This window comes from Paenibacillus sp. 1-18 (assembly GCF_000520755.1).
GTDB classification, from domain to species: Bacteria; Bacillota; Bacilli; order Paenibacillales; family Paenibacillaceae; genus Paenibacillus; species Paenibacillus brasilensis.
In genome coordinates, this window is record NZ_ASSB01000278.1 from 1 (window position 1) to 15,373 (window position 15,373).

Annotated in this window: 11 protein-coding genes and 3 CRISPR repeat arrays; all 11 genes read left to right on the top strand. The window is 41.8% G+C overall.

What is annotated here, in order from left to right:
* Nucleotides 1-37 precede the first annotated feature (37 nt).
* Nucleotides 38-1,122: a CRISPR direct-repeat array (repeat unit 30 nt; unit sequence CTTTAACCACAACATGAGATGTATTGAAAT).
* Nucleotides 1,123-1,290: 168 nt separating this feature from the next.
* The 11 genes from L693_RS28255 to L693_RS0117490 all read left to right on the top strand — a co-directional run bounded on the left by L693_RS28255 (nucleotide 1,291) and on the right by L693_RS0117490 (nucleotide 15,324).
* Complete coding sequence (locus L693_RS28255) at nucleotides 1,291-1,692, top strand: hypothetical protein (RefSeq protein WP_049825202.1); 402 nt, start codon at nucleotides 1,291-1,293, stop codon at nucleotides 1,690-1,692.
* Between the two features lie 72 nt (nucleotides 1,693-1,764).
* Nucleotides 1,765-2,163 (top strand): hypothetical protein, encoded by a 399-nt coding sequence (locus L693_RS28260; RefSeq protein WP_049825203.1) that lies wholly within the window; start codon nucleotides 1,765-1,767, stop codon nucleotides 2,161-2,163.
* Between the two features lie 708 nt (nucleotides 2,164-2,871).
* A CRISPR array of direct repeats spans nucleotides 2,872-3,694; the repeat unit is 30 nt; unit sequence CTTTAACCACAACATGAGATGTATTGAAAT.
* Between the two features lie 308 nt (nucleotides 3,695-4,002).
* A complete protein-coding gene (locus L693_RS0117445) occupies nucleotides 4,003-4,716 on the top strand; it encodes a CRISPR-associated protein Cas6 (protein ID WP_231503690.1) in 714 nt (237 codons plus the stop codon).
* 21 nt (nucleotides 4,717-4,737) lie between these two features.
* Complete coding sequence (locus L693_RS0117450; protein ID WP_025718646.1) at nucleotides 4,738-6,798, top strand: hypothetical protein; 2,061 nt, start codon at nucleotides 4,738-4,740, stop codon at nucleotides 6,796-6,798.
* The gene (locus tag L693_RS0117455; protein ID WP_025718647.1) at nucleotides 6,782-7,786 is read left to right on the top strand and encodes a type I CRISPR-associated protein Cas7; all 1,005 of its coding nucleotides are present in this window, start codon (nucleotides 6,782-6,784) and stop codon (nucleotides 7,784-7,786) included. The genes L693_RS0117450 and L693_RS0117455 overlap by 17 nt, the downstream gene beginning before the upstream one ends.
* A gap of 34 nt (nucleotides 7,787-7,820) precedes the next feature.
* The gene (gene cas5b, locus L693_RS0117460) at nucleotides 7,821-8,621 is read left to right on the top strand and encodes a type I-B CRISPR-associated protein Cas5b (RefSeq protein ID WP_025718648.1); all 801 of its coding nucleotides are present in this window, start codon (nucleotides 7,821-7,823) and stop codon (nucleotides 8,619-8,621) included.
* Nucleotides 8,622-8,689: 68 nt separating this feature from the next.
* Nucleotides 8,690-11,461 (top strand): CRISPR-associated helicase Cas3', encoded by a 2,772-nt coding sequence (gene cas3, locus L693_RS0117465; RefSeq protein WP_231503691.1) that lies wholly within the window; start codon nucleotides 8,690-8,692, stop codon nucleotides 11,459-11,461.
* Complete coding sequence (locus L693_RS0117470; protein WP_007429323.1) at nucleotides 11,458-11,952, top strand: CRISPR-associated protein Cas4; 495 nt, start codon at nucleotides 11,458-11,460, stop codon at nucleotides 11,950-11,952. Before cas3 ends, L693_RS0117470 begins: the two co-directional genes overlap by 4 nt.
* An 18-nt stretch (nucleotides 11,953-11,970) precedes the next feature.
* Complete coding sequence (gene cas1b / locus L693_RS0117475) at nucleotides 11,971-12,984, top strand: type I-B CRISPR-associated endonuclease Cas1b (protein ID WP_025718651.1); 1,014 nt, start codon at nucleotides 11,971-11,973, stop codon at nucleotides 12,982-12,984.
* Between the two features lie 6 nt (nucleotides 12,985-12,990).
* Nucleotides 12,991-13,272: a CRISPR-associated endonuclease Cas2 gene (cas2, locus tag L693_RS0117480; protein WP_025718653.1), complete on the top strand. Its 282-nt coding sequence runs from the start codon at nucleotides 12,991-12,993 to the stop codon at nucleotides 13,270-13,272.
* Nucleotides 13,273-13,448: 176 nt separating this feature from the next.
* Nucleotides 13,449-14,599: a CRISPR direct-repeat array (repeat unit 30 nt; unit sequence CTTTAACCACAACATGAGATGTATTGAAAT).
* Between the two features lie 221 nt (nucleotides 14,600-14,820).
* A complete protein-coding gene (locus L693_RS0117490; protein WP_025718655.1) occupies nucleotides 14,821-15,324 on the top strand; it encodes a DUF6933 domain-containing protein in 504 nt (167 codons plus the stop codon).
* The last annotated feature ends 49 nt before the right edge of the window (nucleotides 15,325-15,373 follow it).

Consider the following 15,373-nt stretch of genomic DNA (forward strand, 5'->3'; position numbering starts at 1 on the left):
CTTGATAAATTTTTTATAGATAAACATCGAAGGAACCCTTTAACCACAACATGAGATGTATTGAAATACATGAAGCGGCATTGATACTCTATGAGAACGTGGCCTTTAACCACAACATGAGATGTATTGAAATTAGAGTCATCAGCTCTGAATTGGCGAAAAATAAGCCCTTTAACCACAACATGAGATGTATTGAAATCAATGTGTGCGGCAGGACATTCGCCCTGCACCCATCCTTTAACCACAACATGAGATGTATTGAAATTAAAAATCATTCATTATCGGAAAATAGTTTTTGGCCCTTTAACCACAACATGAGATGTATTGAAATGGAATCATCCTCTGTCGATAAACACTCACAACAATTCCTTTAACCACAACATGAGATGTATTGAAATAATTCTGATATAATAGCCGACGGTTCTGCGTAAACACTTTAACCACAACATGAGATGTATTGAAATCACGCTGAAGCTTTTCATGGAGTTCCGTGATCATTCCTTTAACCACAACATGAGATGTATTGAAATTCGGTGGTGTTTCTCGCTTCGGTATGTCGAAGATGACTTTAACCACAACATGAGATGTATTGAAATAACGCTTGTCTCCATTCGTTTAGCGTGGTTCTTGGTCTTTAACCACAACATGAGATGTATTGAAATTAAATTTGGGGTATTGTATACGCCGGACAAATCCGGCTTTAACCACAACATGAGATGTATTGAAATGATACTTCTTCTACGCCAACCAATTCGCACGTACTACTTTAACCACAACATGAGATGTTGAAATTTTGTGTGCGTACAAGCTGTACGTACTGAGCTACATCTTTAACCACAACATGAGATGTATTGAAATACAAATACCGGGTAAGGAGTGCGCCGGATTCTGGCGCTTTATCCACAACATGAGATGTATTGAAATGTAATAATTTCCGTTGAGCTTAATGTCCGACTTCCACTTTAACCACAACATGAGATGTATTGAAATCAGATAAACTCACCATGACGGCTGTCCTTGTATAAACTTTAACCACAACATGAGATGTATTGAAATTGCAGGTTATTGTTTTGCTCGCGCAACTCATTTAGCCTTTAACCACAACATGCGATGTAATGAAACAACACCCCTTTTGAACACTATACGATAATTGCCAGCCCCAATTATACTCCTTATTTTTATAATCCACTTAAATACGTTAACAATCGACAAAAATTCGGGAATTTTGATTGATATTTAGGAAGAAAACATATAAAATTGGATTAAAATGTAACCAAGAAGGAATTGCGTGTGAAAGAATTTGACTTTGGTGAAGTAACAGATCTTGATTCCATTGTCGGAATGCTAAAAATGGCTTTTTCGCTTGAGGAATGGGAACAAATGATTCAAATTGCAGACCAACTGCATACTCAAGTTCATCAGGTATACGAACAACAGCAGTTGGAACGTACAAAAGGTGGACAGCCTAGAACTTTACATATGAAACGACCACTTGTATACTACTTAGGATTTAGTCAATTAACCAAAGGTATAGCTTTTCAAAAACAAGGTAAGTATGAGTTCTCTAGAGAGTGTGTTGAAAAATACGCCGAACTGGGTTGGGTAGACGGCCTTAATGAAGAGGGATTACAAGAGGTGGAAGACTACCGAACGTTAGCTAAAGCGAATACATACACCTTAGACTTACTATAAGGCAAAGAAGAGGTTCTACCGGAATATATTCAGTTTTTACATGAACATTCGGCTGAAGAGGTAATTCCGGGTATGATCACGATTCTAGAATCGGCAATTATGCATAATTACGACATCAATCCTATTTTGAAGGATTTTGCAGAAAGAGTCGGAGAACTGGGTGGCTTCTATGGAGAACCCCAAAATTTGAACTATTACGTTGAATTCCTATATCAGCTCAGCATCTATAGATTCAAGGAGGGCAAACCGGGTCTTGGGATTGATGCCGTCCTAAGAGCAATTGAGTATGCTGACAGCTTAAAAGACGATACCAGTTTTAAAAAATGTGTTGCCCTGTTTGAATCCTACCGTAGTCTGGCAGTTAAGCACCAGAAAAAAAGGTACAAATCCATTCAAAATAGCATTTTAGGGCGGGAGAAAGATCCTGCTAAAAATACTTTTTTCGATGACTCAATAGTTAAAATTGTTTAGCCTTATCCAACTCAAATCTTATCTATTTTGAAAAAGCAAAGGCCTCCTAAACCACTTAAAATGGTCAGGAGGTTTTGACATTTGGGTGCATTATTTTCACTCTAATATACTCTTTAAAACTCAAATTCTAAAAGGATGATTAATATGAAAGACTTCAGAAAAGTGGATTATATTGCCATTTTTATAATTATATTTGTAGGTTTCCTTGTAAATATCGTGGATATTCGAAATCAATCAATACTGCCTATTATTTTAAAATCGGTATTTACTTCTTTTTTAGTAAGTTTGGTATTGGGTTCAATTACTAATTGGCTATTCAGAAAGAAGTAGCTCACAGCCATTAGTAAGAATATATCCGAACAAAAAGAAAAGAAACATCGGATGTTATGGTCATAGTCTAGTTTTCAGTATTTTAAAACTAGAATTATAAATTTAAATACACCAAGTGTTTCATTCATTATGAGCAATTTTTTCTGATGCATTTTACATTATACTCTTAGGTAAGCGATCTCGACTAGACCAAAGGTCTATGTTTTTCCCAACCTTATAACTAGCTAGAGCGAGGGGAATTCTTAGAACCACAGGGGATACAGCTATTTTTCTTAACACTTGGCAAGAAGCGACCTACGGTTGGGAAAAAATTGCGAAACCCTTGTGGCTGTAGTAAAATAACCACATTGCGATTTTAGAAAGCTTGATTTTACTAGCCTTTAACCACAACATGAGATGTATTGAAATTGGCTTCTTGAGCAGTAGCATACTTAGGTTCTTTCTCCTTTAACCACAACATGAGATGTATTGAAATTACATAAAACTTGAATACTCACTGGCGTTCGATTCCTTTAACCACAACATGAGATGTATTGAAATGCAGATCATGCAATTGGTTTTTGATTGCTATTATGGCTTTAACCACAACATGAGATGTATTGAAATGGCTATGAAAAACTTGTATGGAGCCTTCCACGTGGCCTTTAACCACAACATGAGATGTATTGAAATAATACAATAATATCCCGTTCCTCATAAGCCCTTTTCTTTAACCACAACATGAGATGTATTGAAATCTGGTTTATTACAGAAGATGAAGCAGATCAAATATGTCTTTAACCACAACATGAGATGTATTGAAATACAGCAGCCACCGCGACAGTATAATCCGTCTCCAGCCTTTAACCACAACATGAGATGTATTGAAATTTTCGCTATCAGTGCCCCAACGCTTGTCCATCAAGTCTTTAACCACAACATGAGATGTATTGAAATAAGGAATCCTTAACGTCTGCGCCCACCGCGTCGTTTGGCTTTAACCACAACAAGAGATGTATTGAAATAATACCCCAATACCAATATAAAATAAATATGTTAACCTTAACCATAACATGGAATGTATTGAAATAGAATTACGAGATAAGATTGATGACCTAAAGCAAATCTTTAACCACAACATGAGATGTATTGAAATATTGTTTACGCCACTCCGCAGGATGTAGCGGATTCCCTTTAACCACACTATAAGATGTATTGAAATCAGGGCGGGACTATGATTCCGATGAGTCCGTGCTTTCCTCTTTAACCACAACATGAAATATACTCAGTCCTAAGCAGCGAAGCGGGCAGAATTGTTCTGGAGAAGCGTAAGCGTTTGCCTTTATCCCCGGATTTTAACCCCTGATGGGTTTATACAATCCAGAAAATCCGGGGATAACAGCAATCGGAAGAACAATCTGCACGTGTAGCGGTCTAAGTACCGTCGAACCTTATTTTAAAATAGAAGTATAATGAAAAAAATATTTACAAATCATGGGGCAAGGTCTATACTCTATATCAAGTTAGGAGGTGAATATATTGTGCTTTGAAATTCATGTAACAACGTTAATGAAACAATTATCTCATCATCTGGAGATACCGGAGCGTATCGGAGCCTGGATTGGTCGGGCGGGGCTGAATGACGAAACGTTAAAGCAGACGCACTATGACAAGGACTACAAGCACTATACATTCGGATCGCCTTTTCCGCGTGAAAAGGAGGGGGTATATAAGCAAGGTCGTGTATACGTCATTACGATCCGCAGTTCCATGGAGATTACGTTACGTCGAATATCGGCAGCACTGCAAGCCTTACAGGAGGATGAATATTTCCAGTTTATCGCTGCATCTCCCGTGCAATCCAAAAAGCTGGTGCATATCACCGAGCTGACCACTGTCACCCCTGCTATTGTGACCATTGAAGGCAAGCCGTGGGTACCCGGTCTGAGTGTAGAGCTTTTACTGCAACGGATTCATGCTAACGCGGAGAAAAAATATAATCATCTGTACCCAGATCAGCCTATTCGACTGGAGCAGCCTTTTATTGAAGGGATTCAGGTGTTGAATCATAAGCCGATTGCCTTGGCCTATAAAGGACGTAAGCTACTAGGCAATAAACTACGGCTACTTGTCAGAGAAGATGAACATTCACAGATGCTGGCAAATGTTGTGTTAGGCTCAGGAGCGGCAGAAAAAAATAGCATCCTTGGGGCAGGCTTCTGTATCGCCAAAGGATTGGAATAACGTGGAAAGGAGGCGCGAGGTATGCTGAAGGATTTGACGAACAGCTATTTATTGGCGAGGAATGATTTTCCCAACATCACATTTCTAAGACACCAACCCAAGGAAGGGCTGTATATTCGTTTGCGGGTGGATCAAGGTTGGAATGAACAGGTCAGCCAGTTTGAAAGCGAGCATATGATCATTACTAAAGAAGAACCTGATCGAGCACGTGGGAAGCTTTTTGAATGGTTCCAACAAAAAGATTATGTGAGTTCTCTGATCTCCATGAACAAAGCCGTAGATCCCGGCAAACAGCTTCATTCCAATAATCCGTACACCCTATATGCAAAAAGGGATGTTTTTTTAGCTGAGCCACTGGCAGATGGAACCACCGGGATGAGCACGCATCTTACCCGTTTTCTGGACAAGACTCAGGCATCTGAGGTGCAGAAAAAGTGGGATGAGCTGATAGGTATCAAGAAGACTAGCAGCAAAAATGCCAGTAAGAAAAGCAGCACCGAGACTATCTTCACCAGTCCTACGCAGCAATTTTTCTCTGATACGGACTATGCATCTGCGCTTGAATATCTCGTAAGTGAGGAACGTCGGACAAGTATTGCACAGATTGAGCAATGGTATGCTACAAACCTGTCTGCTTTCATCGACCATATCCGAACGATTCCTTTTAAGAATTACGTTAAAATCTTTCTCACCTCAGAATCTACTCCACTTCACTCATCAATGGATCACTCATCTAACGAATCTTCCAGCTTTTATTCATGGGACGAAATGTATGGCTATGAATATTTGCTATATACCATCCCAAAAATCTTTAATAGTAATGACTATAACCAAATGGTAGACGGAGCTTTGACAGGTCTTCCCGGCTTTAATATGAGTATGAACAGCAAGAAGCCGTATTTAGAGCATAAAACGATGCGTGTTGGAGCGCCTGTCCGTTTATCTTTGGAGGAAGCATTGCTGGTCAAGGAAGCGTCTGAATGGCTCCTTTCTCAGCCCAAGTTTCGAATGAACAAATTTGGCTATCGTACGGATTTTTCCAAGAATTCTGAGAAAGTCGCAGAAGGCTATTTTTTGGTTTACGTGGAGGGAAAGGACAACGAGGTACAAGACTTTGAGAATGTACCTTTTTCAAAAAAAGTCCATGTTAATATTCGGCTCAAGAATGCACTGGGTCTGATGACCAAAAATAACGATGGCGAAGCGTTTATGAAGGATTACGGCTATCTGGAAAATGTGGAGCAACTGCAAAAGGACATCAGCAGACGCTTTTTTCGCGGGCGGATGAACGGTGATTTTCTTCAAGATGAGCCGAAGGCGAGAGAAAAGGATTTTACCAGTGGGATGGTTGCACTATTTATGCAGAGCAAAAAGGGCTTCCATGACTGGTTTTTCAAGGGAACGACCGCCACGATCCGTTCTCAATTTGCACGGGTAACGCTTCGTCTGTTGGAGGAACAGCTACTGCGGGTAGAACCAGCAGGGCAAGAGAAGTCGAAGCTGGATCTGAGTGGGTTGGCCGATGCGATGAATGTAAGACTTTCGTTAATGGCTCATTTGGAAGGAGAGGAGTACACAGCTATGGGAAATCGCCTGATTGCAGTGTCTAATAAACTCAAAGAAAAGTTGGACACCTTGGATAAGCGGAAACAGAAGGAAAACGCACATGGAGCAGGGCAAACGGAACAGACAGCCAATCCAGAGCCGGTCTATGTAGAGACGGATGATGAGTTTTATTATTTGGCAGGGCAGCTTGCTTTTTATTTGAAAAGTCAGTCTGAAGCCCAGCAGAAAAAAGGAGATTTACTCGGGCCTTTTTTCATGGCAAAGCGCAGTGGACAGCTTAAGAGACGTATCGAAGAAGCGTATCATTTGCATCGCCACAAAATACTGCTGCAATATACTAAATTAAATTGGGCTTTAGCGAATGTGAACGCCTATCAGCCGGATAAGGAATTCCAGCATGAAGATGCAAGAGAAATGTTCCTGGCGGGGTTATTTTCGGACAACTGGTTCTGGAAAAAAGGCGAGAACGAGAAACCAAGCAGCGAAGGGGAGAACGGACATGGCGAAGAAAACTAATCGTGTGGTAGGACTAATCGGGATTGTCAGCCGGATGGCGAACTGGAATGCAGACTTTAGCGGGCAGCCAAAGACAACCAGCACGGGCCAAATTTTTGGTAGCGACAAGGCGTTAAAATACAGCATTAAGCGCTTATGGGCAGAGGAAGGCCAGAAGGTACTGTATATTCGTTCGTATAAAGTGAGCAGCGGCAAGGATAAGAAGGTGGACAAGGCAAAGGATGCGGACAAAGGGAAAGAAGAGAAGCTCCAGCCTCGTAATCTCGCAGAACGTTATGAATATCTTTTCGGTGAAGAAGTATCCAAAAATTCACGTGAAGTGCTGAGCAAGCTGTTTCAATGTGTGGATGTGATGAATTTTGGTGCAACGTTTGCGGTGAAGGATCAGAATATTGGTCTTGCTGGTCCGGTACAAATTGGTCAGGGCTTTAATAAATTTGACTGGTCGAATCTGGAGGTACAGGATATTTTATCTCCGTTTCGTAACTCAAATGAAAAGAGCGAGGACAATGACGCCACCTCGATTGGTAAAAAGAGAACGGTGGATGAATCCCATTATGTATATCCTTTTTCCGTCAATCCGAAGCATTATGATCACTATGTGGAACTGCTGGCAGCCGGGGGCTTTGAAGGGTATACGGAGGAAGCATATCAGGCTTTCAAAACGGGAGCTTTGACCGGGGCTACTTTGCAAAATACCAACAGTAAATCCGGTGCGGAAAATGCTTTTGCCTTATTTGTGGAATTTAAAGCGGGGAGCCCGGCGTATTTACCGAATTTGGACCCTTATGTGAAGGTAGATAAGGACAAGGATGGAGAGCAGACGGTTTATGATTTATCGGCCCTTGCAGCGCTTTTGAACGATGTAAACGAGGAAATTGAAACGGTAGAATTATACGTTAATCCGTATGCATCGCGTGTAAAGCTGGATTTTCCGGGGCTGCGGACGTTTAACATCTTTACGCGCAGCGAGCTTCCTCAAGGCTAGAGGATTATTACATCGGGGAAGGAGGGAAGAAAGTATGCAGGCGTTACGATTTGAGTTGAGCGGAGAAACAGCGTTTTTTAAAAAGCCGGATGTTAACGTATATGCGTATTTTACATACAGTCATATTCATAAGGTTGCGTTATATGGCTTGCTCGGTGCGGTACTCGGACTTGGCGGCTATACGCAGCAGTATGAACGGAATATGGCGTTGGGCGGTAAAGCCAAACAGGATAATCCGGCGATGCCGTACCCTGAATTTTATGAGGTGTTTTGTCATGCATCAGTGAGCATCGTGCCACACGGGGATCGAGGATATTTTTCGAAAAAAATCCAGATCTTCAACAACACAGTCGGTTATGCCAGCCAGGAAGAGGGCGGTGTGCTGAATGTGCGAGAGCAATGGTTGGAGCGTCCACGCTGGACGATCTACGTGGCAGATGATGGAGGTGTAGATCAGGAAGTTTTTGATCGGCTCGCAGATTATGTACAGCATTCCAAGGCTGAATACATTCCTTATCTGGGGAAAAACGATCATCCGGCTACGATATCCAAAGCTCGGTTGGTTGAGTTGGAGCCAGTAGATGAACCGGAATATATCGACTCCCTCCGGGCTGCGCATGTACTTGTGGATACGGGAGGATATGTGAAAGATGATCAGATGCAATCCTACTTGCAAGAGTACCTTCCCGTAGGGCTAAATGCAGCCAACAACGGTTACATTCTGGAGCCGCTTGTATTTTCTAATCAGGAGATAGATACAGATGAGCTAAAAGCCGAAGATCTACAAAAAATGTACCGGGATGCTGATAATGGCCGCACCTTGTATTTTATCTAGATAAGGGCGGGGCGGTTGCTTTCGTAGATGGAATCAACACCGGGTATTCTCCATTGTCAGGATGGGGAGTGCCCGGTTTTTTAAATGGATTTTTTAAAATTGTACCCAAGGAAAAGAGGGAAGACGAATTGCGTATTCATGTATCCATACAGCATTGGCTAACGGAGGAAGGGAAAGGGAGGCTGAAGGCGCACACGGCAATAGAAGAGGGGCTTCAACAGGATGAAATGCTGGAGGAGCATAGCGATCTGGTCATGCATCATGCTGAGATACTAATGAGGGATAATGGTGTGGAAGCTGCGGTACATAGGGCGCTGGATCGTCTTGGCATAGATGGTGAACCGCTGGATGAATCATTAAGGCAAATGATCATGTACTATTTTAGACAAGCCATTTATTTGCACGATCTTGGCAAGGTGAACCCGGCCTTCCAACGTATCAAAATGAAGAACAATGAAGTTAAAAGGAACGCTGAGTTGGGAGACAGTAACCATTCCATGCTGTCTGCTGTGCTTTACTTGCATATTCATTTGCAACAGGTGCAGGAATGGCATGATACAACAGAGCTGTATCCAAACCGTAAGAAGCATAAACGCAAAGTACTTGCATTCCTGCATCATCTTTTATATTCATTCGCGTATACGATCTCCCGCCACCATACATACCTGGGAAACATGGATGAAGATATGGGAGGGCAGATCAACGAATTTGAGCTGAAAATAAGAAATCAATATAACCGGATCAAAGAGAATCCTGATTATATTCGCTATTATCGTGATCAGCAGGACTTGCTACAAAATGATAACGTATTTGGATGCATCCGTCTGGAAGGCAATAAACGTCAGAATAAAATACACAGGCCCTTTCCTTTCTATGTGTTGGTCAAGCTGCTGTACTCCACGATGGTCGCATCGGATTTTCGGGCAACGTATCAATATATAGAGCAGCAAGTGCCGGAGATGCATTATTTTGGAGAACGTCTACCAGTGGAGCCCATGCTGGAGGCTTATCGTCAGACGGGAATTGTGCGGGGGATTGAGTCCTATCGCCAAAATCCTGATGCTTCTGGCTTGTCTGAGATGAATCAGCTACGGGCGGCGTTGTTTATTGAAACGGAAAGACGACTGTTGGAGCGACTGCAAGAGCCTGTTTTTTATCTTGAAGCCCCTACAGGTTCAGGCAAAACCAACATGTCTATAAATCTGGCATTGCATTTGCTGAATAGCGGCTTGGGACTGAACAAGTTAATTTACGTATTTCCGTTCAATTCTCTAATCGAGCAGGCGAGACAGACACTAAATGGGATTTTCCACAAGGAGCAGGTAAACGGCTATCGGGTGGAAGTTATTAATTCGATTACTCCGATGGTGACCGAGGAAGAACTAGAGGCAGAAGCTACTTTGGAAGGGAAGGACAAGGAGCCAGATAATACGGATTTCAAAAGAGTGCTGTTGGAGCGTCAATTGCTGCAATATCCGGTGACACTGACTTCTCATGTGAATTTTTTTAATTATCTATTCGGGACAGGACGAGAGGTCAATCTAGCATTCGCTCATTTGTGCAATAGTGTCATTGTATTGGATGAAATTCAGAGCTACCGCAATGAATTGTGGAAGGAAATTATTCATTTTCTGCGATCCTTTGCGGATATTCTGAACATTAAAATTATTATCATGTCCGCTACCCTGCCAAATCTGGATTTGTTACTGGAGCAGCAGGATAATGAGGAAGCTATACAAACCTATACACTGGTGCAGAACCGGGATCGTTATTTTACCCATTCGTTGTTTAGAGAGCGCGTGAAGCTGGATTTTAATTTGTTAAAACAGGGCAAGATGCAGCCGGAACAAGTATTGGAGCATGTTCAATCTGTAATCAAGCAGCGAAAGAGGGATAGACAAGGGAATCGGGTGCTGATCGAGTTTATCAAGAAAAAGACGGCACGCCAATTTTATAATCTGGTGCTAGAGCAGGATACGGGCATTGACGTCTATGAGCTTACCGGGGATGATAGCTTCTCCTATCGCCAAGAGCTGTTGCAGAAATTGGGGAAGGACGAACATGGGAGGTTTTATCTGAGTGATGTGATCGTTGTAGCAACACAGGTGATTGAAGCCGGGGTAGACATTGATATGGATGTGGGCTTTAAAGATATTTCTTTGCTGGATAGCGAGGAGCAATTTTTGGGACGACTGAATCGTTCTTGTCTCCGTGACTACTGTCAGGCTTATTTCTTTAATTGTGACGAGGCAAGTAGTATATATAAAAACGACTTGCGTGTTGCATTTGATCTCAAGGAAGAAGCATACCAAAAAATGCTTGAAAATAAGGATTTCAGTGGATTTTATGAGAATGTTATTCGTGAAATCAACAAGTCTCGTGAAAAACCGGATAAACAGCATTGGAGCGATTTTACCAAAAAAGTGCAGGAACTTGAATTTCCAGATGTACAAGAGCATATGAACCTCATTCCTGATCAAAGTGTGACGCTGTTCCTGAACTATACCTGTCCAATGAAAGACGCTCCCCCGCTGAACGGTCAAGATGTGTGGGATGAGTTTGTTAGATTGTCAGACAAGCGGTTGGAGATGGACTATTCAGAAAGAATGATTCGCTTGTCTTTGGTGCGTGCTCAAATGAATAACTTTACTTTTATTTATCCGGTTCCCCACATGTATGCAAAATGGGGAAAGGTAAAGCCAGGGATACACACCCGTTGTATAGGTACTTTGTATTTCGTGGAGCACGGTGAACAATATATGGATATGGACGAGAGGACGAATACCAAGAAGTTTAATCGTGCTAGATATGAGGAAGATGAAAAGAGGCTTTTGCTATGAGAATTACCGGAACGATGGTGAACTATTATGTACACTGCCGTAGACAATGCTGGTTGTTTGCCAACGGGATGAATTTTGAGGATGACAGTGAGGATGTACGAATTGGCAAGGTCATGCATGAGCTGCAAAGTGAAGGGAAGAAAAATCGCGAAGTTGCAATAGAGGGCATCAAAGTGGACAAGCTGACCAGCGACTATGTGACCGAAATCAAAAAGTCTGACGCTGATGTAGAAGCAACGAAATGGCAGACGCTGTATTACATGTATGTACTCAAGCAAAAAGGGATGGAGCGCAAGGGAAAAATCCAGTTTAGCGAGCGCAACAAACAGGCTAGTAAAACGATAGAGTTGGAGCTGGATGAAGCGGCAGAACAGGCGATGGAGCAGTTGTTGGCTGAGTTGGAGCAATATTTGCAGCAGGAGCAGCCCGATCCGGCGATACGTGAGAAAAAATGTACCCGCTGCGCCTATCTTGCCTACTGCTTTTTATAAGAAAGGAGGACGACAAAAATGTCCAAAACAGCACCCTCTACCAGATATATTCGTACTCCGGGCATTTTGGGACGTGAAGATAATTCACTGACATTTCGGAGTGAAGAAAAAGGGATCATACACCTGCCGATTCATGGATTGAAGGAGCTATATTTGCTGAATGAGATAACGTTGAACAGCAAGCTCCTGTCTTTTCTGTCGATGGCAGGGATAACAGTCCATTTCTTCGATTACTATGGTCATTTTAGAGGCACCTTTTATCCGAAGGACGCAAGGATGAGCGGTAAGGTTAAGCTATTGCAAGCGAAAGCCTGTTTGGAGAGAAGAATACCTATTGCTGCTGCTTTTATTGGTGCCATTGCAGCTAACATCCATGAAGTGCTGTATCATTATTATAAACATGGCAACAAGGAGATCAAACCATATCTGGACTGGCTAAAAAAAGATGTACCAGGATTATTAGATAAAATGGAGGATATTCCGAGACTGTTGAGTGTGGAAGGGGAGATTTGGAGACGGTTTTACGATACATTTAAGACGTTCCTGCCCGAAGACTTTAAAATGAATAAGCGGGTCAAGCGCCCGCCGGACAATCCGCTGAATGCACTAATTAGCTTTGGTAATACCATTTTGTACACGAAAACGATTTCGCAAATTTATCATACGCATTTGGATCAGAGTATCAGTTTTCTGCATGAACCGAGCGATCGACGATTTTCCCTCAGTCTGGATCTGTCCGAGCCGTTTAAGCCATTGCTGGTGTACCGCCCTATTTTTGAATTGGTGAACAACCGAAGAATACAGGTCAATAAGCATTTTGAAAAGGATTATAATTACTGTATTTTAAATGGGACGGGTCGCGATGTATTTATCACCGCGCTTGAAGATCGGATGAAGCAGGTGTTCGATCATGGCACACTTAAACGGAAGGTCAGCTATTTATCTGCTATTAAATATGATGATTACAAGTTAAAAAAGCATATCGTCGAAGGAACGCCTTTTGTTCCCTTTTTGGAAAAGGAAAAGAGGTAGAAGGATATGGCGAAAAATTATAACTATGTCATTCTGGTGTATGATATCGGAGAAGAACGAGTGGGCAAGGTATTTAAAATATGTAAAAAGTATCTCGTTCATTTCCAGAAATCCGTATTTCGAGGTGAAATTACCCCCGCTAATTTAATTCAGCTACGCGCTGAGTTAAAAAAGGTTATTGATGAAGGGACCGACTTTGTTGCCGTTTTTAAGATGACAGGTGATTATGTTTTCGACGAGGAAATCATCGGTGTCCGTTTGAATGATTCGGAGTCCTTATTACTGTAATTTTCCCAACCGCCTTAATGGACAGATAGCTGGTTCTTCTTACTGCCCCAAGGGTTATCGAGGATTTTCTGTGCAATTAGCGTCACCCCTTTTCCGGTTGGGGAAAAATTGCGAAACCCTTGGGGCTGTAGTAAACTAGGCACATTACTGAAATTAAAAAGCTTGATTTTACTAGCCTTTAACCACAACATGAGATGTATTGAAATATTTCTGGAATCTTCATACCGCCTTTACCCTTTTCCGTCTTTAACCACAACATGAGATGTATTGAAATTGAAGTAGGTACGGGGATTGTACTGCGTGAACGAAACTTTAACCACAACATGAGATGTATTGAAATCCAGATTGTATAGCACGGTCGATGCGCACTGCGTCCTTTAACCACAACATGAGATGTATTGAAATAACAGTTTAAAGCATCCACGAAGTTGTCTTTTCTTACTTTAACCACAACATGAGATGTATTGAAATATGGATTCTCCAGCGTTTTCTCCCATCAACCCTGACTTTAACCACAACATGAGATGTATTGAAATTTTTGATGATCGTGTCAACGTCAGCGCCGTTATTAACTTTAACCACAACATGAGATGTATTGAAATAGCTACGGCGGAGGTAGCCAATGCTGTTCCTGCTCACTTTAACCACAACATGAGATGTATTGAAATGATAACCTAGTGGTATTAAGAGGCGGTATTAGGGACCTTTAACCACAACATGAGATGTATTGAAATACTTTGCCGATATAGGAGTTTTCAAAGACTCGTTGCTTTAACCACAACATGAGATGTATTGAAATGCGGCGCTCCTGCCGTAGCTGCCAACGTCTTATCTGCTTTAACCACAACATGAGATGTATTGAAATGCGTCTAAATATTTTTTAGATACACCATCCGTGTACTTTAACCACAACATGAGATGTATTGAAATTTCTGAAGGACAACCAGCACATCCTGGGGTAAATATCTTTAACCACAACATGAGATGTATTGAAATACTCACGTAGTTTGGCGTTAATGAGCTGCTTTGTTTCTTTAACCACAACATGAGATGTATTGAAATCAGCAAGAACTATGGAGGAGCACGGCCAGGAGCGGGCTTTAACCACAACATGAGATGTATTGAAATGTTTCTGAACATCGCGGCTCCATTGCTTCATCGCATCCTTTAACCACAACATGAGATGTATTGAAATTCGGTATGATAAGCCAAGTCGATCCGATTAATCTTGCTTTAACCACAACATGAGATGTATTGAAATTCGTCCCGGCACAATATCGTCTCTTGAATGACGGCTCTTTAACCACAACAAGAAATATATTTAAATCCGCTCATGAGAAGTAAGTGGGATTACCGAGGTCAACTCAACCCTAACACAAGATGTAATCAAATTACTGGCAGTTACAGTTCCCCTATATTATACTGAAAGAGTTTACAATCTAATCTTAGGAATAGGGTGTTATGATATCCGGGACATGCTGTAGGCAAGAGATCAGGCATGTCAAATCATGAGCTGCGGCACAGGACCGTCAATAAAGGAGAGCAACGATGTTTGTTATACGGGGAACACAAAAACTGCTGAAGGAATGGGCTGCCGAACCACTTCACGTTGATATTTATCCGCCTTTAAACAGTTGGCATGCCAGCTTGTTTTTACTGAATCGGAGAAAAAATATTGTGTTTATGCATGATGCATCCCGCTTGAGCATTACGCTGTTTGGGATTAAAAAATCGCAGTACAAACACCTGCCGACTCTTTTTGTCCAAGCCCTGAAGGAATTGATGATCAGTGAAGGTTTTGATGAGCAGATCGTAAAGGCATACACACAGGAAGGCGAGCAGATGCTGGCTACGACGACGAACAGCTATAGTGTGATGAGAACCTTGGATGAGATTATTTTCGTCATGAGGGAATTGGATATGGAGCATGGTTGCGAGCTGGAAAAAAATCAGTGGAACAACCGGATTGTATTTAAAACGGTGCAATACCAGTACCCTGTCGATGCTTTTAAAGAAGCGTTAGAAAAGCATTATAAGCTAGAAAGTGTTTGAGTGAATTGCTATTTTAGACAAAAAGATAAGTTCCACTTATTCCCTCTAC